The organism is Enterococcus hirae ATCC 9790, assembly GCF_000271405.2.
GTDB lineage: Bacteria > Bacillota > Bacilli > Lactobacillales > Enterococcaceae > Enterococcus_B > Enterococcus_B hirae.
This window is the reverse complement of the sequence record NC_018081.1, coordinates 2,589,038-2,609,901: the sequence shown is the minus strand read 5'-3', so window position 1 is coordinate 2,609,901 and position 20,864 is coordinate 2,589,038. Positions and strand designations below refer to the sequence as shown.

Sequence of the window (20,864 nt, the reverse complement as noted above, 5' to 3'; positions counted from 1 at the left end):
TCAGGATAAATGCATAAAAATAATCGCTGATCTTAGGTTCATGGTAGTATGGATAGTTGCAGAGCTGCTTTTGAAAGAGTCTACCCAATAATTGTTTTGAATAATATAAGGAAAATGAGCCTAATCAACTTACTTGATGGTAGTAGACTTGTATGCATAGATTTACTAAGGTTAAATATGATAATGTAAGAATAAGGTTTGAAATCCTTATATGAAAGGAATGAATTTATTCTATGACGATCCAATGGTTTCCAGGGCACATGGCAAAAGCCCGTCGTGAAGTTTCTGAGAAAATGAAATATGTCGATATCGTCTTTGAATTAGTCGATGCACGATTACCTTTGTCTTCACGTAATCCAATGCTTGATCAGATCATCCAACAAAAGCCAAGGTTGGTATTATTAAATAAAGCTGATCTAGCAGACCCCCAACAAACGAAGTTATGGCAAACGTATTTTCAACAACAAGGTCATCAAGCATTAGCGATTACCGCTCAAGAGAGTAAAGGGATCAAAGCGTTGATTCCAGAAGCCAAAGAAGCACTGAAAGAAAAAAGAGCACGTGATGCCGCTCGAGGGATCAAACCACGAGCAATCAGAGCCATGGTTTTAGGTATTCCAAATGTCGGGAAGTCAACATTGATGAACCGCTTAGTTGGGAAAAAAATTGCGCAAACAGGTAATAAACCTGGTGTGACAAAAGGACAACAATGGTTGCGCCTAGGTAGCGAATTAGAGTTATTAGATACGCCAGGAATCTTATGGCCTAAATTTGAAGATGAAGAGATCGGTAAAAAACTAGCACTAACCGGAGCCATTAAAGACCAGTTAGTTCATTTAGATGATCTCGCTATCTATGGCTTAGATTTTTTCGCTCGTTACTATCCAGGAAGAATTGCGGAGCGCTATCAGTTGCCAGAAGAAGCAGAACAACAATTAGCACCTGAATTATTGATGACGATTACTGCAAAGCGTGGCTATAAAGATGATTATGATCGTGGTAGTGAAGTGGTAGTCTTCGATATCCGTCAAGGAAAACTTGGGCGCTACACGTTAGATCGATGTGAAGAAATGGGGAAAACAAGCGATGAGTGAATCGATCCAAAGTATCAAGGAACGATTAAAAACAGTGACGTCGTTAACTGATCCCTTCATTGCCGAACTAAAGCAAGATCAGCGAAAAGGGGTACAACAAGCGCTTCGATCCTTTGAGAAACAAGTAAAAAAACGGCATTGATCCAAGAAAAATATTTGGAAATGTCATTATTTGAGAAGCAGGCATATGAACAAGGATATGAATGGATTGCGGGGATTGATGAAGTAGGGCGTGGGCCTTTAGCAGGGCCAGTAGTAGCGGCCGCTGTCATCCTACCTAAAGACGAACCGATCCTTGGATTAAATGACTCGAAACAATTATCAGAAAAAAAACGAGAACTGCTTTATGACCAAATCCAACAAAAAGCACTTGCTATCGGTATCGGCATCATTGATGAAAAAAAGATTGATGAGGTCAATATTTATGAGGCAAGTAAACTAGCAATGATTCAAGCTGTAGAAAAGCTGGCGATACGTCCAAATTATCTCTTAATTGATGCCATGACACTGGATTTGCCAATCCAGCAAGAAAAATTGATCAAGGGAGATGCTCGTTCAGTTTCTATTGCGGCAGCAAGTATCATTGCAAAAGTTTATCGTGATGATTTAATGAAAAAATATGATGAACTATATCCAGGTTATGGTTTTGGCCATAATGCTGGTTATGGAACGAAAGAACATCTACAAGGCTTAGCAACACAAGGAATTACCCCTATTCATCGACGCTCTTTTGCACCGATAAAAAATTATTTATCTTAAGATGTTTGACCGTCTCTTGCGTATTTTATTTAAAAGTAACTTCGAGAGGCGGTTTTCGTTCATGGATCAGATTGAAGGATTTTTACTTAAATTAGCTTATGCGAAAGGAATTAGCAGTCAAGGAAAATGGGCGGTTGTCCAGGCTTTATTGGAAGCTCAAACAAGCGAGTTGTCTTCTTATGAAATCATTGAAATCGCAAAAATTGTTCGTCATCGAGAAAAATTTCAAGAAAGTTGGCGGCAAATCAATCAAAATTTTGCGAAATTTAAAACAGCTCAGTCATTCATTACTTGTCTTGACCCGTGCTATCCCCCGCAACTTTTTCATCTTGCGACACCACCGATTCTTTTATTTTATTCTGGTGATCTTTCTCTACTAAAACAAAAGATGCTCAGTGTGGTTGGGGGCAGGAAAACCTCGGTCTTGGCAAAAAAAGTTGTACATGAACTTTTAACTCCGGTCATAGATGCTAACTATGTCATCGTTAGTGGCTGTGCCAAAGGAATCGATACATACGCACATTTGGCTGCGATTAAAAATACTGGAAAGACGATTGCGGTAATCGGTACAGGAATTAAAAAAGCCTACCCAAAGGAAAACCAATTTCTTCAAGCAGAAATTGGAAAGAATCATCTTTTACTTAGTGAATATCCACCATATGAAGGACCAAAACAATACCGCTTTCCCATGAGAAATCGAATCATTGCTGCTTTGTCACAAGGCACTTGTGTCATTGAAGCAAAGCAAAAGAGTGGTTCTTTGATAACAGCACAACAAGCGTTAGAAATCGGTCGAACTGTTTTTTCTGTACCTGGAAATATTTTGACACAATACTCAACTGGCTCCCATCAACTAATTCAAGATGGTGCTGTTTGTGTGATTTCTGGTGAAGATTTATTGTTCGAGTTGAAAGAATAACAGGAACTTCTCATTTGATTTTCTTGACAAACGTTTTCTGAATGGATATGATAAGCTACGATTTGTATGAGTCCGCTTAATATAGTAGGAACATGTCAATGGAAAGGAGTCCATTCAGTAATGGCATATAAATATTTAGTGATTGTGGAATCACCTGCAAAGGCCAAAACCATTGAAAAATATCTTGGTCGTAATTATAAAGTAATGGCCAGTGTCGGTCATATACGTGATTTACCTAAAAGTAAAATGGGAATTGATGTCGAAAACAACTATGAACCCCATTATATTTCAATTCGCGGAAAAGGCGATGTGATCAAAAGTTTAAAATCAGCAGCAAAAAAAGCGCAAAAAGTTTATCTTGCAAGTGACCCGGATAGAGAAGGGGAAGCAATTGCTTGGCATTTAGCCTATTTACTAGGTTTAGATTTATCAGAAAAAAATCGTGTGGTTTTTAACGAAATTACTAAGGAAGCGGTAAAAGCAGCTTTCAAGGAACCAAGAACGATCGACGTGGATTTAGTGGATGCCCAACAAGCAAGACGGGCGTTAGACCGCTTGGTGGGCTACTCCATCAGTCCAATCCTATGGCGCAAAGTCAAAAAAGGATTAAGTGCTGGAAGAGTACAGTCTATTGCATTAAAAATTATCATTGATCGTGAAAAAGAAATCCGTGATTTCATTCCAGAAGAATACTGGAGCATTGACGGTAATTTCAAAAAAACACGTAAAAAATTTAAAGCAAACTTTTGGGGAATTGATGGCAAGAAAAAGAAATTGCCTGATGCCCAATCCGTAAAAGAAGTTACTGATCGTATTGATGGACCAGATTTCACCGTTCAAAAAGTCGAAAAGAAAGAACGGAAACGAAATCCAGCAAACCCATTTACTACGAGTAGCCTACAACAAGAAGCTGCTAGAAAATTGAATTTTAGAACACGGAAAACGATGATGGTTGCGCAACAATTATATGAAGGGATCTCCTTAGGTAAGCAAGGGACTGTAGGTTTGATCACATATATGCGTACCGATTCAACACGGATCGCTGAGACTGCGAAAGCAGAAGCGGCTACCTTCATCGAAGAAACTTACGGGAAAGAATTTTCTAGTCATGCACAACGTAAAATCAAAAATGCGCAAGGTGCGCAAGACGCCCATGAAGCAGTTCGCCCGACAAGTGTCCTACGTACTCCTGAGGAAATCAAACAATATTTAGACAAGGACCAATTAAAACTCTACACCCTTATCTGGTCACGATTTGTTGCTAGTCAAATGACACCAGCGATATTAGATACCATGAAAGTTACCTTAGAACAAAATGGCGTACTTTTTATTGCGAATGGCTCTAAAGTTAAATTTAAAGGGTTCATGCAAGTCTATGTTGAAGGCAGAGATGATGGGAAAGAAGATAAAGAAAATATCTTACCAGAACTAGCACAAGGGGACATTGTTCAATCAGTGGACATTGAACCGAAGCAACATTTCACACAACCGCCAGCAAGATTCAGTGAAGCAACTTTAATCCGTGCTTTGGAAGAAAATGGTGTGGGACGTCCTTCCACTTATGCGCCAACGCTGGATACGATCCAACGACGTTACTATGTCAAATTGACACAAAAACGCTTCGAACCAACTGAATTGGGTGAAATCGTCAATTCTTTGATTTGTGATTTCTTCCCCCAAATCGTCGATATCCATTTTACCGCTGAAATGGAAGGTGATTTGGATAAAATTGAAGAAGGAAAAGAAGCATGGATCGAAGTGGTGGATCGTTTCTACAAACCATTTGAAAAAGAATTGACCAATGCAGAAGAAAAAATCGAAAAAATTCAAATCAAAGATGAACCGGCTGGATTTGACTGTGATATTTGTGGGCATCCGATGGTTATAAAATTAGGAAAGTATGGTAAATTTTATGCATGTAGTAATTTTCCTGATTGTCGAAATACGAAACCAATTGTTAAAGAGATCGGTGTGACTTGTCCAGTTTGTCATGAGGGTCAGGTGATTGAACGCAAGTCTAAGAAAAACCGAATCTTTTACGGGTGTTCACGTTTTCCAGACTGTGACTTTACTTCTTGGGACAAACCAGTAGGACGAAATTGTCCGAAATGTGACCAGTATTTAGTTGAAAAGAAAGTCAAAGGCGGAAAACAAGTCGTATGTATCAATGGCGACTATGAAGAAGACATTCAAAAATAAAATGAGAAGAGGTCTTTATTTGAAAACTGTTAATGTAATAGGTGCAGGATTAGCTGGAAGTGAAGCAGCTTGGCAAGTCGCTCAAGCAGGTGTTCCTGTTCGTCTATACGAGATGCGCCCAGTGAAATCAACAGAAGCACACCATACAAGTAATTTTGCAGAGTTAGTCTGTTCCAACTCCTTGAGAGGGAATAGTTTAGCAAATGCAGTAGGTTTATTAAAAGAAGAAATGCGACGGTTAAATTCAGTCGTGATCACTTCAGCTGATGAAACAGCTGTTCCAGCTGGCGGTGCCTTAGCAGTGGATCGGGATTCTTTTTCTGAGACGATCACACGTAAAGTCAAAGAACACCCGCTAGTAACAGTCATCAATGAAGAAATCACTGAAATTCCAGAAGGGATCACGATCATTGCTACTGGTCCCTTAACCTCTCACCCGTTAGCTGAAAGTATTAAAGCATTCAATGGTTCTGACGGATTCTATTTTTATGATGCAGCAGCACCGATCGTAGACAAAGCAACGATCGATATGGATAAAGTCTATTTAAAATCACGCTATGATAAAGGGGAAGCAGCTTATCTAAACTGTCCAATGACTGAAGAAGAGTTTAAAGCATTCCACGAAGCTTTAACAACAGCTGAAGTAGCCGAACTTAAATCATTTGAAAAAGAAAAATACTTTGAAGGCTGTATGCCGATCGAAGTGATGGCTCAGCGTGGCTTTAAAACAATGCTGTTTGGTCCAATGAAACCAGTTGGATTAGAAGATCCAAAAACCGGTAAACGCCCTTATGCGGTGATCCAGTTACGTCAGGACAATGCCGCTGCCTCATTGTATAACATCGTTGGTTTCCAAACGCACTTAAAATGGGGAGAACAAAAACGGGTTTTCCGTATGATCCCAGGTTTAGAAAACGCAGAATTTGTCCGTTATGGTGTAATGCACCGCAACAGTTTTATGAATTCACCAGAATTATTGAAACCAACTTATCAATCAACGAAGCGTGAAGACTTGTTCTTTGCAGGACAAATGACTGGTGTGGAAGGTTATGTTGAAAGTGCAGCTAGTGGTTTGCTTGCAGGGATCAATGCTGCTCGTTTAGCTAAAGAAAGTGAGCCGATTGAGTTTCCACGAGAAACAGCGATTGGGAGTATGGCGTATTATATTACACATGCTGAAGGAAAACATTTCCAACCAATGAATGCGAATTATGGTTTGTTCCCTGAATTACCAGAGCGCATTCGTGACAAAAAAACACGTTATGAAGCGATTGCTCAAAGAGCACTTCAGGCAAATGAACAAATAAAAAAAGAATTAATTGATGAAGTAACAGCTCAGTAACATGAAGTGAGCCCGGGACAAAGGTGTTCCGGGCTCTTTACTAGGCATAAAACAAATATACAACGCATCTTTTATTTGCAGTGTTCCAAAAGGATTTTTTCTTTTGGTAAAAAATGAGTAAATATCAGATTAAAAAAAGGTCGTAATCTAAGAAATTTGTCAAATTAATTGTTTCAATTGTGAACAAACTTAGAAATATTGATTAAATTCTGACAATTTATTTGTTTTTTAATTTTGCTATGCTAAATTTATCTCTGGGATTAAAAGGAAGGTGATAAAATGCTAGAACAAACGTGGAAAGATAAGTTTTTGCGTTATTTAATCGTGGAACGTGGTTACTCTGAAAAAACACGAGAAGCATACGAGGAAGACCTCACTAATTTTGAAAGATTTCTTACAGAATCAGGAGAGGATGATTTATTAAAAATCAATCACTTAGATGTTCGAGTGTATTTAAGTTACCTAACTGATGAAAGATATAGCAGAAATTCGATCAGTCGTAAGATTGCAAGTCTGCGCTCTTTTTATCAATACCTTTTAAAAGAAGAAGTGATCAAAGAAAATCCTTTTTCTTATGTCCACCTAAAAAAGAAAAATTTGAAACTACCTCGCTTTTTTTATGAGAATGAAATGCAAGTATTATTTGACAGTGTCAAAGGAGAAAAACCTTTAGATTTGAGGAACCAAGCGCTATTAGAAGTTCTTTACGGTTCGGGGATTCGATTAAGCGAGTGCAGTAATTTGAAACTAGCAGAAATCGATTTCGACTCCGAAGTCATGTTGATTCATGGTAAAGGGAATAAAGAACGGTATGCACCACTTGGTTCATTCGCACAAGATGCCTTACAAGAGTATTTTGAAAAAGGGCGAAAGGTGCTGATGGATAAATACCACAAGAGTCATGACTATGTTTTTGTGAACCATCATGGTGAACCAATTACGCCAACAGGGATCGAGTATGTATTGAATCAAGTGATTAAAAAGAGTAGTTTAGATAGTTCGATCCATCCACATATGCTGCGGCATACCTTTGCTACACACTTGCTGAATAATGGTGCAGATATGCGGACAGTTCAAGAGCTGTTGGGTCATGCTAATCTATCTACTACACAGATCTATGCTCACGTGACAAAAGAAAGTTTACAAAAAAATTATCGCTCGTTTCATCCAAGAGCGTAATAGAAAAGGATCAGTAATCTTAATTGGGAGGAAATAACTATGGTAGAATCACAATTTCATTCAACGACGATTTGTGCCGTTGAAAAAGATGGAAAATTTGCAATGGCAGGTGACGGTCAAGTTACAATGGGCGAATCCGTGGTGATGAAAGGAAGCGCAAGAAAAGTCCGTCGAATCTATAATGATGAAGTCATCGTAGGATTTGCTGGAAGTGTCGCAGACGCATTTACATTGGAAGAAAAATTTGAAGGCAAATTAAATGAATACAATGGTAATTTACAGCGAGCTGCAGTGGAATTAGCGCAAGAATGGCGGACACAACAGTCCATGCAAAAACTAGAAGCAATGTTGATCGTAATGAATGAAAAAGAAATGTTATTAGTTTCAGGTACTGGGGAAGTGATTGCACCAGATGATGGAATTTTGGCTATTGGTTCAGGAGGGAATTTTGCATTAGCTGCTGCTCGAGCAATGAAGAACTACGCACAAAACGACATGAGTGCCAAAGAAATCGCAGAGAATGCATTGAATATTGCAGCAGACATTTGTATCTTTACAAATCATAATATTATTGTGGAAGAATTATAGAGGTGAAGAAGAATGTATGAATTAAAACAAACACCAAGACAAATCGTTAATGAATTAGATCAATATATCATTGGACAACAAGCAGCTAAAAAATCAGTTGCGGTTGCTTTGCGCAATCGCTATCGCCGTTTACAATTAGATGAAAAAATGCAACAAGATATCACACCTAAAAATATGCTGATGATCGGACCAACAGGGGTAGGGAAAACAGAGATCGCTCGCCGATTGGCAAAAATCGTCAACGCTCCTTTCGTGAAAGTAGAAGCAACGAAATTTACAGAAGTAGGTTATGTTGGTCGAGATGTGGAGTCGATGGTTCGTGATCTAGTAGAAAATGCGATCCAGATCGTTGAAAAAGAACAATATAGTCGTGTATATACTGAAGCTAAGAAAAGAGCAGAAAAACGATTAGTAAAAGTGCTGGTTCCTGGAATTAAAAAAGAACAAAAACAAACAGGAAATCAATTTGAACAAATGATGAACATGTTCAATGTTGCGCAACAAAATACAGCAGAACCGCAAGAAGAAGTGACTGAAGAAATCCGTGTCAATCGGAAAACGGTTCTAGAACAATTACAAAAAGGTTTACTTGATAACCGTCAAGTAACAATCGAAATAGAAGAACAAAAGAAACCAGCTCCAATGATGAACAATGGTTTGGAACAGATGGGCATTGATTTAAATGAAACATTAGGGGCGCTAACACCGAAGAAAAAGGTTGAGCGCACGTTAGCAGTAAAAGATGCACTTGAACTGTTGATCAAAGAAGAATCAAGTAAACTAGTCAAAGATGCTGACATCCATAGTGAAGCCATTCAATTAGCACAATCAAGCGGGATCATTTTTATTGATGAAATCGATAAAATCACTTCAAAATCACAACAATCTGGTGAAGTATCACGTGAAGGCGTCCAAAGAGATATCCTGCCAATCGTTGAAGGTTCACAAGTGAACACGAAGTATGGAGTTATCCAAACGGATCACGTCTTATTTATTGCTTCTGGTGCCTTCCATTTATCAAAACCAAGTGATTTGATTCCAGAATTGCAAGGACGTTTTCCAATACGTGTAGAATTAGATGATTTAACTGCAGATGACTTTATTAAAATCTTGACTGAACCAAACAATGCACTAATCAAACAATACGTAGCATTAATTGGTACAGAAAATGTTTCAGTTATCTTTACGAAAGAAGCAATTGAGAAAATCGCTCAAATCGCTTATGATGTGAACCGCGATACAGACAATATCGGAGCTAGACGTTTGCACACGATCTTAGAAAAATTGTTAGAAGACTTATTGTTTGAAGCACCTGACATGCAAATGGGAGAAATCACGATTACGGAAGCTTATGTAGAAGAAAAATTAGGTTCGATTGTAGCAAATGAAGATTTAAGTCGTTTTATTTTATAAAATCGGAGGAAGAAAATGACGGATTTATTAACAAAAACCCGCAATATCAACAAATTATTACAACAAAAAAATACTTTCGATCTGCGAGCTGATTTACCTTACGATAAAATGGCTGTGACATTAGGTGCTATTTTAGATAGTAATGTCTATATCATTAGCAGTGAAGGAGTTTTATTAGGCTATGATGAACGTCATGATGTCAACAATGAACGGATAAAAATGATGTTTGTTGAAAAGCAATTTCCCGATTCTTATACTGACACAGTTGATCAATTGAACAAAACGGAAGCCAATATTCCGATCAGTAGTGAAATGACTGCTTTTCCTTTTGAAGCAAGAGAAAAATACCCATTTGGTTTGACGACAGTAGTCCCTATTTTTGGTGCTGGCGAGCGGTTAGGAACCATTATTTTATCAAGGATGGAACAAGCCTTTACCGATGAAGACCTAGTGTTAGCTGAATATGGTGCGACGGTAGTCGGCATGCAGATCCTTTATCAAAAATCACGTAGTATTGAAGCGGATGTCAGAAGTGCAACAGCTGTCCAAATGGCGATCAATACTTTGTCTTATAGCGAATTGAAGGCAGTTCAAGCGATTTTTGATGCCTTAGAAGGCGATGAAGGACGTTTAACAGCATCCAATATTGCGGATAAAATTGGGATCACTCGCTCAGTGATCGTCAATGCATTACGTAAATTAGAGTCAGCTGGGATCATTGAATCACGCTCCCTTGGGATGAAAGGGACGTATTTAAAAGTTCTAAATTCCAGATTCAAAGAAGAATTAACAAAACACAGTTACTAAAAATCTATGACCGATTGATTAGATGAATCTATTCAGTAGGAACGAAGTAAACAAAAAGAGTCTCCTTTGGGTTTTCTTTTCGCTGAAACACACGAGTAATGCCAAGGATGATTCGGATACTTCTTGTTGGAAAAAATAAGAATAGCTTAGGACCTGAGACTAGCTATCTCAGGTCCTAAGATTTAACGGTGGAGGAATTATAATGACTGTAATCATTCAAAATGATCAATTGATTGCTGAAATTGCTGAACATGGAGCAGAATTGGTCAGTTTAAAATCAAAGGATAATAATCTTGAGTATATTTGGCAAGCTGATCCAGCGTATTGGGGAAGACATGCGCCCGTTTTATTTCCATTTGTTGGAAGATTAAAGGATGACCAATACACGTACCAAGGAAAGACTTATTCAATGGGGCAACATGGCTTTGCGAGAGATATGGATTTTGAAGTAATCGAACATGGTCAAGAATTAGCCAGCTTTTTGTTAAGAAGTACACCCGAGACCAAAAAAAATTATCCTTTTGATTTTGAATTAGTGATTTCTTATGAATTAGGTGGAGATGGGATCACTGTTCATTATCAAGTGGCTAATACTGGAGAAGAAGAAATGTTCTTTTCGATTGGGGGTCACCCAGCCTTTAATGTTCCTCTGGAAGAAGGATTGACTTTTGATGATTTTTATCTTGCGTTTTCACCTAAAAAATCACGTTTGCGTTTACCTTTAAGTGGGCCATATATCGATATGGAACAAAAAACACTTGGACAAACAAATACCAACCTTGCATTAGTACACGATCTTTTTGAAAATGATGCACTAGTATTTGAAACGAAAGGATTGAACGCTTATGCCATCCGTAGTGAAAAATCTAGCCACAGTGTGACATTGAGTTATAAAGATATGCCATATGTTGGGATTTGGTCACCTTATCCAAAAGAAGCGCCTTTTGTTTGTATCGAACCTTGGTGTGGTATCGCAGATACAGTAAGCAGCTCGGGAGAATTGATGGAAAAAGCTGGAATCAATCAACTAGGCGCACATGAAATTTTTCAAACAAAATATTCGATTACGGTAAAATAGTGGTTATCCTAAAGTTGTTTGATTTCAATTAATCAGAGGAAATCAGGTATAATGATTCATGTTCCCTTTATTTTGCTAATCGTTTCTTTTCGCTTCTTAACGAATCAATCATTTAAAAGCTAAAAAAACAGTTGGCTGATTAGTCAACTGTTTTTCTCTCAGGTCAATTTTTTTTCTTACTACTATTCAATCCGAAGGGGATACGACTTTCTGTATGGTTTTTGATTCGTAGGATATTCTCTTTATGGCGATAGAAAATAAAGGCAGAAACTAAAAATGCAATGATCGTCAATAGCCAGTTTTGCTTAGGTAAGATACCAGGTGCGATGTAAGGAAGGATAATCGTTGATAAAGTGATCAAAGTTGCACTGATCATACTTGTTAAACTTACCATACTAGTACAAAAGAGCGTAACAACGAAGATGATACTGGAATAGATAAAAAATAGAGGATTGAATCCAAGTAACATTCCAGCACTTGTTGCAACTGCTTTGCCTCCTTTGAAGCCAGCGAAAATAGGGAATGTATGACCTAAGATCGCACAAACACCAAACCATAGGGGATTAATGGTTGTAACGTGGAAAATAACTGGTAAGCAAGTTGCCAAGGTTCCTTTCAAGATATCCATGAACAACACAATTGTACCTGCTGTTTTTCCTAAAACTCTAAAAGTATTGGTGGTGCCAGTATTTCCGCTACCATGTTGGCGGATGTCTTTTTTGAAAAATAATTTACCTATCCAAACCCCCGAAGGAATCGAGCCTAGAAGATAGGCAAGTACCAATAATAAAATTAATTTCATTGTTCTACCTCTTTCAATTTGAAACTAATATTTATTTTATCATGAATAAAGTACGTGAACAATTGGAAATACTTGAAAGAGTGAAGGAAAGGGAGTATTATTTATGTCATTTGAAAATCCAACACAAGAAAAAATCTTCGATTATTTAAAAACAGCAAAAACGATTGCAATTGTTGGTTTGAGTAACAAGGAAGAACGAACAAGTTACCAAATTGCTCGATTTCTGCAAGAACGGGGATATCGTATCATTCCAGTGAACCCATTATTAGCAGGAGAGATCATTTTAGGCGAAAAGGTCTATGCATCGCTACAGGAAATCCAAGAACCGATCGATATCGTGGATATTTTTCGGCGTAGTGAATTTTTGCCAGAGGTAGCTGCTGACTTTTTACAGACTCAAGCAAAAGTATTTTGGGCGCAATTAGGTATCGCAAATGAAGAAGCAGCAAACAAGCTTCAATCAGCAAATCGCAAAGACATCATCATGGATCGTTGTATAAAAATCGAGTGGAACAATATGAACGAAAAAGATAACTAAATGTTTGCATTTTAAATAACGTGAAATATTTAATCGGCAAGACAAAAGCGAACAATAGAATAAAAAAGATGGTATTCTCAAAGGTTAGTTAGTAATTAAGTTTTAATTCTTTCCTAACCTCTTTTTTTTCATGCGTATTTCTAGTATGATTATCGTGATGCGGTTTTAACCGTAAAGTATTATTGAAGGAGCGTTTGCCTTGGCAAAAAAAGTAAAGAACGAATATAATGATGCATCGATCCAGGTTCTTGAAGGATTAGAGGCAGTTAGAAAACGACCAGGAATGTATATCGGGTCAACGGATAGCCGGGGCTTACATCATTTAGTCTATGAGATCGTTGACAATGCGGTTGATGAAGCTTTATCTGGATATGGAAATGAAATTGATGTAACCATTCATGAAGACAATAGTATCACTGTGACAGATAGCGGTCGTGGTATGCCAGTTGGGATGCATGCTTCTGGTATCCCCACAGTTGAAGTGATTTTTACTGTACTACATGCCGGCGGAAAGTTCGGTCAAGGAGGATACAAGACCTCAGGGGGACTACACGGTGTCGGAGCAAGTGTGGTCAATGCTTTATCAAAATGGTTGGTTGTTACAATCGTCCGTGATGGGATTGAATACCAACAAAAATTCAGCAATGGTGGTAAGCCTGATGGTACACTGAAAAAAATCGGGAAAACCAAGAAATCCAATGGAACGACAGTTCATTTCTTGCCAGATGACACGATCTTTTCCACTACTAAATTTTCTTATGATATTTTATCTGAACGTTTGCGAGAATCAGCTTTTCTTTTAAGAGGAGTAAAAATCACACTTTCTGATCTGCGTGGTGAAGAACCAATCAAGGAAGTTTTTCACTACGAAGAAGGAATCAAAGAATTTGTTGACTACCTAAACGAAGAAAAAGATACGTTGACACCAGTTGTTTATTTTTCTGGTGAAAAAGACGGTATCGAAGTCGAAGTTGCTTACCAATATAATGATGGATATTCAGAAAACGTGTTGTCATTTGTGAATAATGTCCGAACGAAAGATGGAGGCACCCATGAAGTCGGTATGAAGTCAGCGATGACGAAAGCCTACAATGAATATGCCCGAAAAGTGGGCTTGCTGAAGGAACGAGATAAGAATCTCGAAGGTAGTGATTTTAGAGAAGGTTTAGCAGCTGTTCTCTCCATTCGAGTACCTGAGAATCTCTTACAATTTGAAGGACAGACAAAAGAAAAATTGGGTACACCAATTGCCCGTACGGCAGTAGATAATGTCATTGGAGAACAAATGGGCTTTTATTTACAGGAAAACAGTGAAATGAGCCAAATGTTAGTGCGAAAAGCAATCAAAGCCCGAGAAGCTCGTGAAGCTGCCCGAAAAGCTCGAGAAGAAAGCCGTAATGGGAAAAAACGTAAAAAAGGTGAATCATTACTCTCAGGAAAACTGACACCTGCTCAATCACGAAATCCGAAAAAGAATGAATTATACCTCGTGGAGGGAGACTCTGCTGGTGGTTCAGCAAAACAAGGAAGAGACCGTAAATTCCAAGCCATCTTGCCTCTTCGTGGGAAAGTGATCAACACTGAAAAAGCAAAAATGCAAGACATCTTGAAAAACGAAGAAATCAATACGATGATCTATACGATCGGTTCAGGTGTTGGACCTGAGTTTTCAATTGAAGATTGCAATTATGACAAAATTATTATCATGACCGATGCGGATACCGATGGTGCACATATTCAAGTGCTATTACTGACGTTCTTTTATCGTTACATGAAACCATTGATTGAAGCAGGAAAAGTGTATATCGCATTACCACCGCTTTATAAGGTTTCTAAAGGTCAAGGAAAAAAACAAGTGGTCGAATATGCTTGGACAGATGATGAATTAGCAGCGACCATCAAAAAAATTGGTAAAGGCTATATGTTGCAACGCTATAAAGGTCTTGGAGAAATGAATGCAGAACAATTGTGGGAAACTACCATGGACCCAGCCTCTCGAACGTTGATTCGCGTGAGGATAGATGATGCTGCTCAAGCGGAACGTCGCGTGACGACATTAATGGGGGACAAAGTTGAACCTCGCCGAAAATGGATCGAAAATCATGTGCAATTCACGTTAGAAGAAGATGGTAGTATCTTAGATAAAAAAGAAGATATTGAAAATACAGCTACGTCCAATGAATTGTTCGATGAAGAGAAACAATCTGAATTAGTAGAAGAATAGGAGGTCACCTAATGGAAGAACGTCAAGAAGTCCAAGAACTAACCCTAGAAGAAGTGATGGGTGACCGCTTTGGACGTTACTCAAAATATATTATTCAAGAAAGAGCATTGCCAGACATCCGAGATGGATTGAAACCCGTTCAAAGACGAATTTTATTTGCGATGAATAAAGATGGCAATACTTTTGATAAAGGATTCCGTAAATCTGCCAAATCTGTCGGAAATATCATGGGGAATTATCATCCTCATGGGGACAGTAGTATTTATGAAGCCATGGTTCGGATGAGTCAGGATTGGAAGCTAAGAGAAGTACTTATAGAGATGCACGGAAATAACGGTAGTATGGATGGTGACCCACCAGCTGCTATGCGTTATACAGAAGCACGGCTCTCCCAATTGAGTGGTGAAATGTTGGCAGATATTGAAAAAAATACGGTTGATCTTGTATGGAACTTTGATGATACTGAAAAAGAACCAACTGTGTTGCCAGCGAGATATCCAAACCTATTAGTCAATGGTTCAACGGGAATTTCCGCTGGTTATGCTACGGAGATCCCTACCCATAACTTAGCAGAAGTCATTGATGGTACGATTTACCTCATTGATCATCCCCAAGCGAGTTTAGAGAAACTAATGGATTATATCCCTGGTCCTGATTTTCCTACTGGGGGAATCTTACAAGGAAAAGCAGAGATCAAAAAAGCTTATGAAACTGGACGTGGAAAAGTCATTCTGCGATCAAAGACTAAAATTGAAGCGATTAAAGGGAACAAGCAGCAAATCGTGATTTCCGAGATCCCTTATGAAGTAAATAAAGCCACATTAGTGAAGAAAATGGATGAAATCCGTTTAAATAAAAAAATCGATGGCATTGCTGAAGTTAGAGATGAAAGTGACCGCACTGGATTACAGATCGTGGTTGAATTGAAAAAAGATGCTAACGCACAAGGTATCCTCAATTACCTGTTTAAAAATACTGAACTACAAATCAATTACAACTTCAATATGGTAGCTATTGATCACATGACACCGCATCAAGTGGGGTTAAAAGATATTTTAAGTAGTTATATTGATCATCGAAAACAAGTAATCACGAAACGAAGTCAATTTGATTTAGAAAAAGCACAAAAGCGCCAGCATATCGTAGAAGGTTTAATGAAAGCTTTGTCGATCTTGGATGAAGTCATTGCCACGATTCGAGAAAGTAAAGATAAGAAAAACGCGAAGCAAAATTTAGTCGAAGTTTTTCAGTTTACGGAAGAACAAGCTGAAGCAATCGTGACGTTGCAACTATATCGTCTAACAAATACGGATATTACGGAATTACGTAAAGAATCAGAAAGCTTAATAGCACAAATCACTGAATTAAACAAAATTCTATCTAATGATAAAGAATTATTCTCAGTCATGAAGAAAGAACTTCGTGAGGTCAAGAAAAAGTATGCTAATGCACGTTTAACGACAATTGAAGACGAAATCGAAGAAATCAAAATTGATACAAAAGTGTTAGTAGCACAAGAAGATGTGATTGTCAGCGTAACGAAGGAAGGTTATGTGAAACGGACTAGTCTACGTTCATATAGTGCTTCTAAACCAGAGGAAATCGGCATGAGAGAAGGGGACTATCTCTTGTATTCTGGTGAACTAAATACCTTGGATCATGTGTTGTTGATCACCAATAAGGCAAATGTCATTTATCGTCCTGTCCATGAATTGCCAGATTTAAAATGGAAAGATGCTGGAGAACATATTTCACAAACGATTGTCAATCTTTCGGTTGATGAATCGATTCTAGCTGTTTTTCCATACAAAAAAATCGAAGCAGAAAAAACATTGGTCTTCATCAGTAAAAATGGCTGGGTAAAACAAACTCGAATGACTGAATTTGAACCATGGCGTACTTATAAGAGTCGTCCGTTAAGTGGCATGAAACTCAAAAGTGACGATGATGAATTAGTTGCGTCTTACTTGGTAGAAGGTCAAACAGATTTAGATCTCTTTTTAGTCACCTACCAAGGGATGGGGTTACGATATCCATTAGAAGAAGTACCTGTGGTAGGAGCAAAAGCTGCTGGCGTTCGTTCAATCAACCTCAAAGACGAAGATACTGTCGTTAACGGGTTACTCGTTTTGACAGAAGGAGATACGCCAATCATCATCGTCACTCAACGTGGTGCGGTAAAACGGATGCTTGCGCAAGAAATTAGTCAAACCTCTCGAGCAAAACGTGGTGTTACGGTTCTACGTGAACTAAAGAAAAACCCACATCGAGTTATTCATATGTCTGAAGGAAACGCCAAAGAAATAATGATCATCAATCAAAAAGGTCAAGAGCTAATGATTGACCCAACGGATTATCCGATTGGCGATCGAACCTCTAATGGCTCATTTGCAGTTGACGAGAAAAAAGGTGGCGAAGTGATCAAAGTCATTGAGCCACCTGAAGTAGCCATTACCGATTAACTGTTATAGTTTTTTTGAAAGAAGGTAGATCTGTTTTAATACAGAACTACCTTCTTTTTTCTGATTATTAAAAAATTATAAATATTAAGATAAAAAATATGAAAGTGTTCACAATTGCTAAATCTTGGTATATTAGCGTTTGTTGATATAAGCGAATAAAAACGCCATCTTTTGTTAAATAAAAAACAAGAAAACCCTTGCAAAGATGCTCGTCTGTGTTATACTAATCACGTAAAAACTGTTACATAAAACAGATAACGGGAGGTCCATACAATGGAGCAATGGAATGGATTTAAAGGAACGAAATGGAAAGAAGGCGTAGATACAAGAGACTTCATCCAAAATAACTACACTGAATACCGTGGAGACGACAGCTTTTTAGAAAAACCAACTGAAGCAACAGAAAAGCTTTGGGCAGAATTACAAAAACTAAATGATATTCAATTTGAACGCAATGGCGTTTATGACATGGACACAGAAATCGTTTCAACGATTACCTCACATGATGCAGGTTATTTAGACAAAGATCTTGAAAAAATCGTTGGTTTACAAACAGATAAACCATTGAAACAAGCATTTATGCCATTTGGTGGTATCAATATGGCTAACAATGCATTAACAAGTAATGGTTACACACCTAATGATGAGTTGACACATATCTTTAGCGATTGGCGTAAAACACATAACCAAGGTGTATTTGATGCCTATACAGCTGAAATGCGTGCAGCACGTAAAAACAAAATCATTACAGGCCTTCCAGATGCTTATGGACGTGGACGAATCATTGGTGACTACCGTCGTATCGCATTGTATGGTATTGACTATTTGATGGAACAAAAGAAAAAAGACCATGATATGACAGGTTTCCATACAATGGATGAAGAAGTCATTCGTCTTCGTGAAGAAATCACAGAACAATATCGTGCTTTAGCACAAATGAAAGAAATGGCTGCAAAATATGGCTATGATATCTCTAAACCAGCTGCTAATGCAAAAGAAGCAGTACAATGGTTATACTTCGGTTATTTAGCAGCCATCAAATCACAAAATGGTGCAGCAATGTCAATCGGACGTATCTCTGCTTTCCTAGATATCTATATCCAACGTGACTTAGATAATGGCGTGATCACCGAACAAGAAGCACAAGAATTGATCGATCACTTAGTCATGAAATTACGTATGGTGAAATTTGCCCGTACACCAGAATACAATCAATTATTCTCAGGATTCCCAATCTGGGCGACTCTTTCAATCGCTGGAATGGGCTTAGATGGACGCTCATTAGTAACTAAGAATGATTTCCGTCTATTGCACACATTGACTAACATGGGTCCTTCTCCTGAACCAAACTTAACAGTTTTATATTCAGAACATTTACCAGAAGGCTTCAGAACTTATGCAAGTAAAATTGCGATCGAAAGCTCATCTATCCAATTTGAAAATGACAATCTTCTTCGCGAACAATGGGGTTCAGATGATTGCGCTATTGCATGTTGCGTATCTGGAACAGTTGTTGGAAAAGATATGCAGTTCTTCGGGGCTCGTGCGAACTTAGCAAAAGCATTATTATACGCAATCAACGGTGGGGTTGATGAAGTAACTGGTGCCCAAGTTGCTCCTGAATATCGTCCAATCACAGCTGATGTATTAGACTTTGAAGAAGTAAAACACAAATTTATGAATGTGATGGACTGGTTAGCTGAGTTATATGTGAATACATTAAACATCATCCATTATATGCATGATAAATATTCTTATGAAGCAGCTCAACTGGCATTGATGGATTCAGATTTGAAACGTACATTTGCAACAGGGATTGCTGGAATCTCTCATGCAGCGGATAGCTTGTCAGCAATCAAATATGCAGATGTGAAACCAATCCGTAACGAAAAAGGAATTGCCGTTGATTTCGAAGTAACTGGCGACTTCCCTAAATACGGAAATGACGATGATGCAGCAGATGAGTTAGCAGAATGGATCTTAGAATACTTTATGACACAAATCAAACGTCATAAAACATACCGTAACTCCACACCAACAACGTCATTATTAACAATCACATCAAACGTGGTTTATGGTAAAAACACTGGTAACACACCTGATGGACGTGAAGCAGGTAAACCTCTTGCTCCTGGGGCAAACCCAAGTTACAATGCAGAACAAAATGGATTGTTGGCAAGTCTTAACTCAACTGCTAAAATCAATTATGGGTATGCACGTGACGGGATCTCTAATACGCAAACGATCAATCCTTCCGGTCTTGGAAAAGATGAAGAAACACGTATCGGCAACTTGCGTAATGTATTAGATGGTTACTTCTCTAAAGGAGCGTACCATTTGAACGTCAATGTATTTAGTAATGATCTATTACGTGATGCTATGGAAAATCCAATGAAATACCCTAACTTGACGATCCGTGTCTCAGGTTATGCTGTTAAATTCCGTGATCTAACGAGAGAACAACAATTAGACGTATTGATGAGAACATCACACGATAGAATGTAAAGCGGAATAAATAATACGATCTATCATTAAAAAGAACGATTGAAAAAGGTTGAGGGCAAGGCGGAGGTCTTTGCCCTCGTCTTTTCCTAGCAATCGGTTGATTCAAGTGTCTTTTGAAATAAAATGAAATCAAAGAAAAGAAGTGATCCTTATGGAAGAAAAAACAATTGGCTATGTTCATTCGATCGAAACGTTTGGTTCTGTAGATGGACCAGGCGTTAGATTCGTCGTTTTTATGCAAGGTTGTCGCATGCGTTGTGAATTTTGTCATAATCCTGATACATGGAATATAGGCGGAGGAAAAGAATATACGGCGGATGAACTATTAGACCAAGCAGAGCGCTATCGTTCCTATTGGGGTTCAGAAGGCGGTATCACTGTTAGTGGAGGCGAACCTTTATTACAGATCGATTTTTTGATCGAACTGTTCAAGAAAGCGAAAGAGCGTGGTATGCATACTACGCTAGATACTTGTGGGAAGCCTTTCACGCGTGACGAACCATTCTTTTCTCGTTTTCAAGAATTGATGAAGTATACTGAATTGTTACTGTTTGATATCAAACACATCGACAACGAAGAGCATAAAAAGTTAACACGTTGGGATAATGAAAATATTCTGGAGATGGCGCAATATCTTTCTGAAATCAATAAGCCAGTGTGGATCAGACACGTATTAGTTCCTGAACGCAGTGACTATGATGAATACTTGATTCGGCTAGATGACTTTATCAAGACATTGAACAATGTAGCTAAAGTAGAGATTCTACCTTACCATACGATGGGGAAATATAAGTGGGAAACACTTGGCTTAGATTATCCACTAGAAGGTATTGAACCGCCAACAAAAGAAAGAGTCGAGAATGCCAAACGACTACTTCACACAGAAGACTATCGAGGATATCTCAGCAATAAGAACTGAGTAGCTGTGTAAAATCAAATCTGGGTCAGAATGAAT

General features: G+C 38.2%; 15 protein-coding genes and 1 pseudogene. 15 read left to right on the top strand and 1 reads right to left on the bottom strand.

Annotated elements, in window-relative coordinates; genetic code table 11:
- Positions 1-233: 233 nt before the first annotated feature.
- The 10 genes and pseudogenes from ylqF to EHR_RS12310 all read left to right on the top strand — a co-directional run bounded on the left by ylqF (position 234) and on the right by EHR_RS12310 (position 11,378).
- Positions 234-1,094, top strand: a complete 861-nt coding sequence (gene ylqF, locus EHR_RS12355; RefSeq protein WP_010737377.1) for a ribosome biogenesis GTPase YlqF — start codon at positions 234-236, stop codon at positions 1,092-1,094.
- Positions 1,087-1,853 (top strand): annotated as a pseudogene (locus EHR_RS12350) (ribonuclease HII). The gene ylqF and the pseudogene EHR_RS12350 overlap by 8 nt, the downstream one beginning before the upstream one ends.
- A gap of 61 nt (positions 1,854-1,914) precedes the next feature.
- Positions 1,915-2,772: a DNA-processing protein DprA gene (gene dprA, locus EHR_RS12345; RefSeq protein ID WP_010737379.1), complete on the top strand. Its 858-nt coding sequence runs from the start codon at positions 1,915-1,917 to the stop codon at positions 2,770-2,772.
- 120 nt (positions 2,773-2,892) lie between these two features.
- Positions 2,893-4,971: a type I DNA topoisomerase gene (topA, locus tag EHR_RS12340; protein WP_010719464.1), complete on the top strand. Its 2,079-nt coding sequence runs from the start codon at positions 2,893-2,895 to the stop codon at positions 4,969-4,971.
- Entirely contained in the window at positions 4,940-6,313 is a 1,374-nt protein-coding gene (gene trmFO, locus EHR_RS12335) for an FADH(2)-oxidizing methylenetetrahydrofolate--tRNA-(uracil(54)-C(5))-methyltransferase TrmFO (protein ID WP_051092533.1), read from the top strand. Before topA ends, trmFO begins: the two co-directional genes overlap by 32 nt.
- Positions 6,314-6,592: 279 nt before the next feature.
- Complete coding sequence (gene xerC, locus EHR_RS12330; protein ID WP_010737380.1) at positions 6,593-7,492, top strand: tyrosine recombinase XerC; 900 nt, start codon at positions 6,593-6,595, stop codon at positions 7,490-7,492.
- Between the two features lie 39 nt (positions 7,493-7,531).
- Positions 7,532-8,080 carry an ATP-dependent protease subunit HslV gene (gene hslV, locus EHR_RS12325; protein WP_010719461.1) on the top strand — a complete coding sequence of 183 codons (549 nt, stop codon included), beginning with the start codon at positions 7,532-7,534 and terminating at the stop codon, positions 8,078-8,080.
- Positions 8,081-8,092: 12 nt separating this feature from the next.
- Positions 8,093-9,493, top strand: a complete 1,401-nt coding sequence (gene hslU, locus EHR_RS12320; RefSeq protein ID WP_010719460.1) for an ATP-dependent protease ATPase subunit HslU — start codon at positions 8,093-8,095, stop codon at positions 9,491-9,493.
- A gap of 15 nt (positions 9,494-9,508) precedes the next feature.
- Positions 9,509-10,300, top strand: coding sequence for a GTP-sensing pleiotropic transcriptional regulator CodY (codY, locus tag EHR_RS12315; RefSeq protein WP_010719459.1), 792 nt, complete (start codon positions 9,509-9,511; stop codon positions 10,298-10,300).
- A 202-nt stretch (positions 10,301-10,502) separates the two neighbouring features.
- The gene (locus EHR_RS12310; RefSeq protein ID WP_010737381.1) at positions 10,503-11,378 is read left to right on the top strand and encodes an aldose 1-epimerase family protein; all 876 of its coding nucleotides are present in this window, start codon (positions 10,503-10,505) and stop codon (positions 11,376-11,378) included.
- 163 nt (positions 11,379-11,541) lie between these two features.
- On the opposite strand, the gene plsY is transcribed toward EHR_RS12310, so the two are convergent.
- Complete coding sequence (plsY, locus tag EHR_RS12305) at positions 11,542-12,180, bottom strand: glycerol-3-phosphate 1-O-acyltransferase PlsY (RefSeq protein WP_010719457.1); 639 nt, start codon at positions 12,178-12,180, stop codon at positions 11,542-11,544.
- A gap of 103 nt (positions 12,181-12,283) precedes the next feature.
- Here plsY and EHR_RS12300 point away from each other — a divergent pair, with 103 nt between their 5' ends.
- From EHR_RS12300 to pflA, 5 genes are all read left to right on the top strand, one after another.
- Positions 12,284-12,718 carry a CoA-binding protein gene (locus tag EHR_RS12300; RefSeq protein WP_010737382.1) on the top strand — a complete coding sequence of 145 codons (435 nt, stop codon included), beginning with the start codon at positions 12,284-12,286 and terminating at the stop codon, positions 12,716-12,718.
- Positions 12,719-12,917: 199 nt separating this feature from the next.
- On the top strand, positions 12,918-14,942 hold the full coding sequence (parE, locus tag EHR_RS12295; protein ID WP_010737383.1) for a DNA topoisomerase IV subunit B: 2,025 nt from the start codon (positions 12,918-12,920) through the stop codon (positions 14,940-14,942).
- Positions 14,943-14,953: 11 nt separating this feature from the next.
- The gene (gene parC / locus EHR_RS12290; RefSeq protein WP_010719454.1) at positions 14,954-17,404 is read left to right on the top strand and encodes a DNA topoisomerase IV subunit A; all 2,451 of its coding nucleotides are present in this window, start codon (positions 14,954-14,956) and stop codon (positions 17,402-17,404) included.
- A 273-nt stretch (positions 17,405-17,677) separates the two neighbouring features.
- Positions 17,678-19,909, top strand: a complete 2,232-nt coding sequence (gene pflB / locus EHR_RS12285) for a formate C-acetyltransferase (protein ID WP_010719453.1) — start codon at positions 17,678-17,680, stop codon at positions 19,907-19,909.
- Between the two features lie 151 nt (positions 19,910-20,060).
- Positions 20,061-20,828, top strand: a complete 768-nt coding sequence (pflA, locus tag EHR_RS12280) for a pyruvate formate-lyase-activating protein (RefSeq protein ID WP_010737384.1) — start codon at positions 20,061-20,063, stop codon at positions 20,826-20,828.
- Positions 20,829-20,864 lie beyond the last annotated feature (36 nt).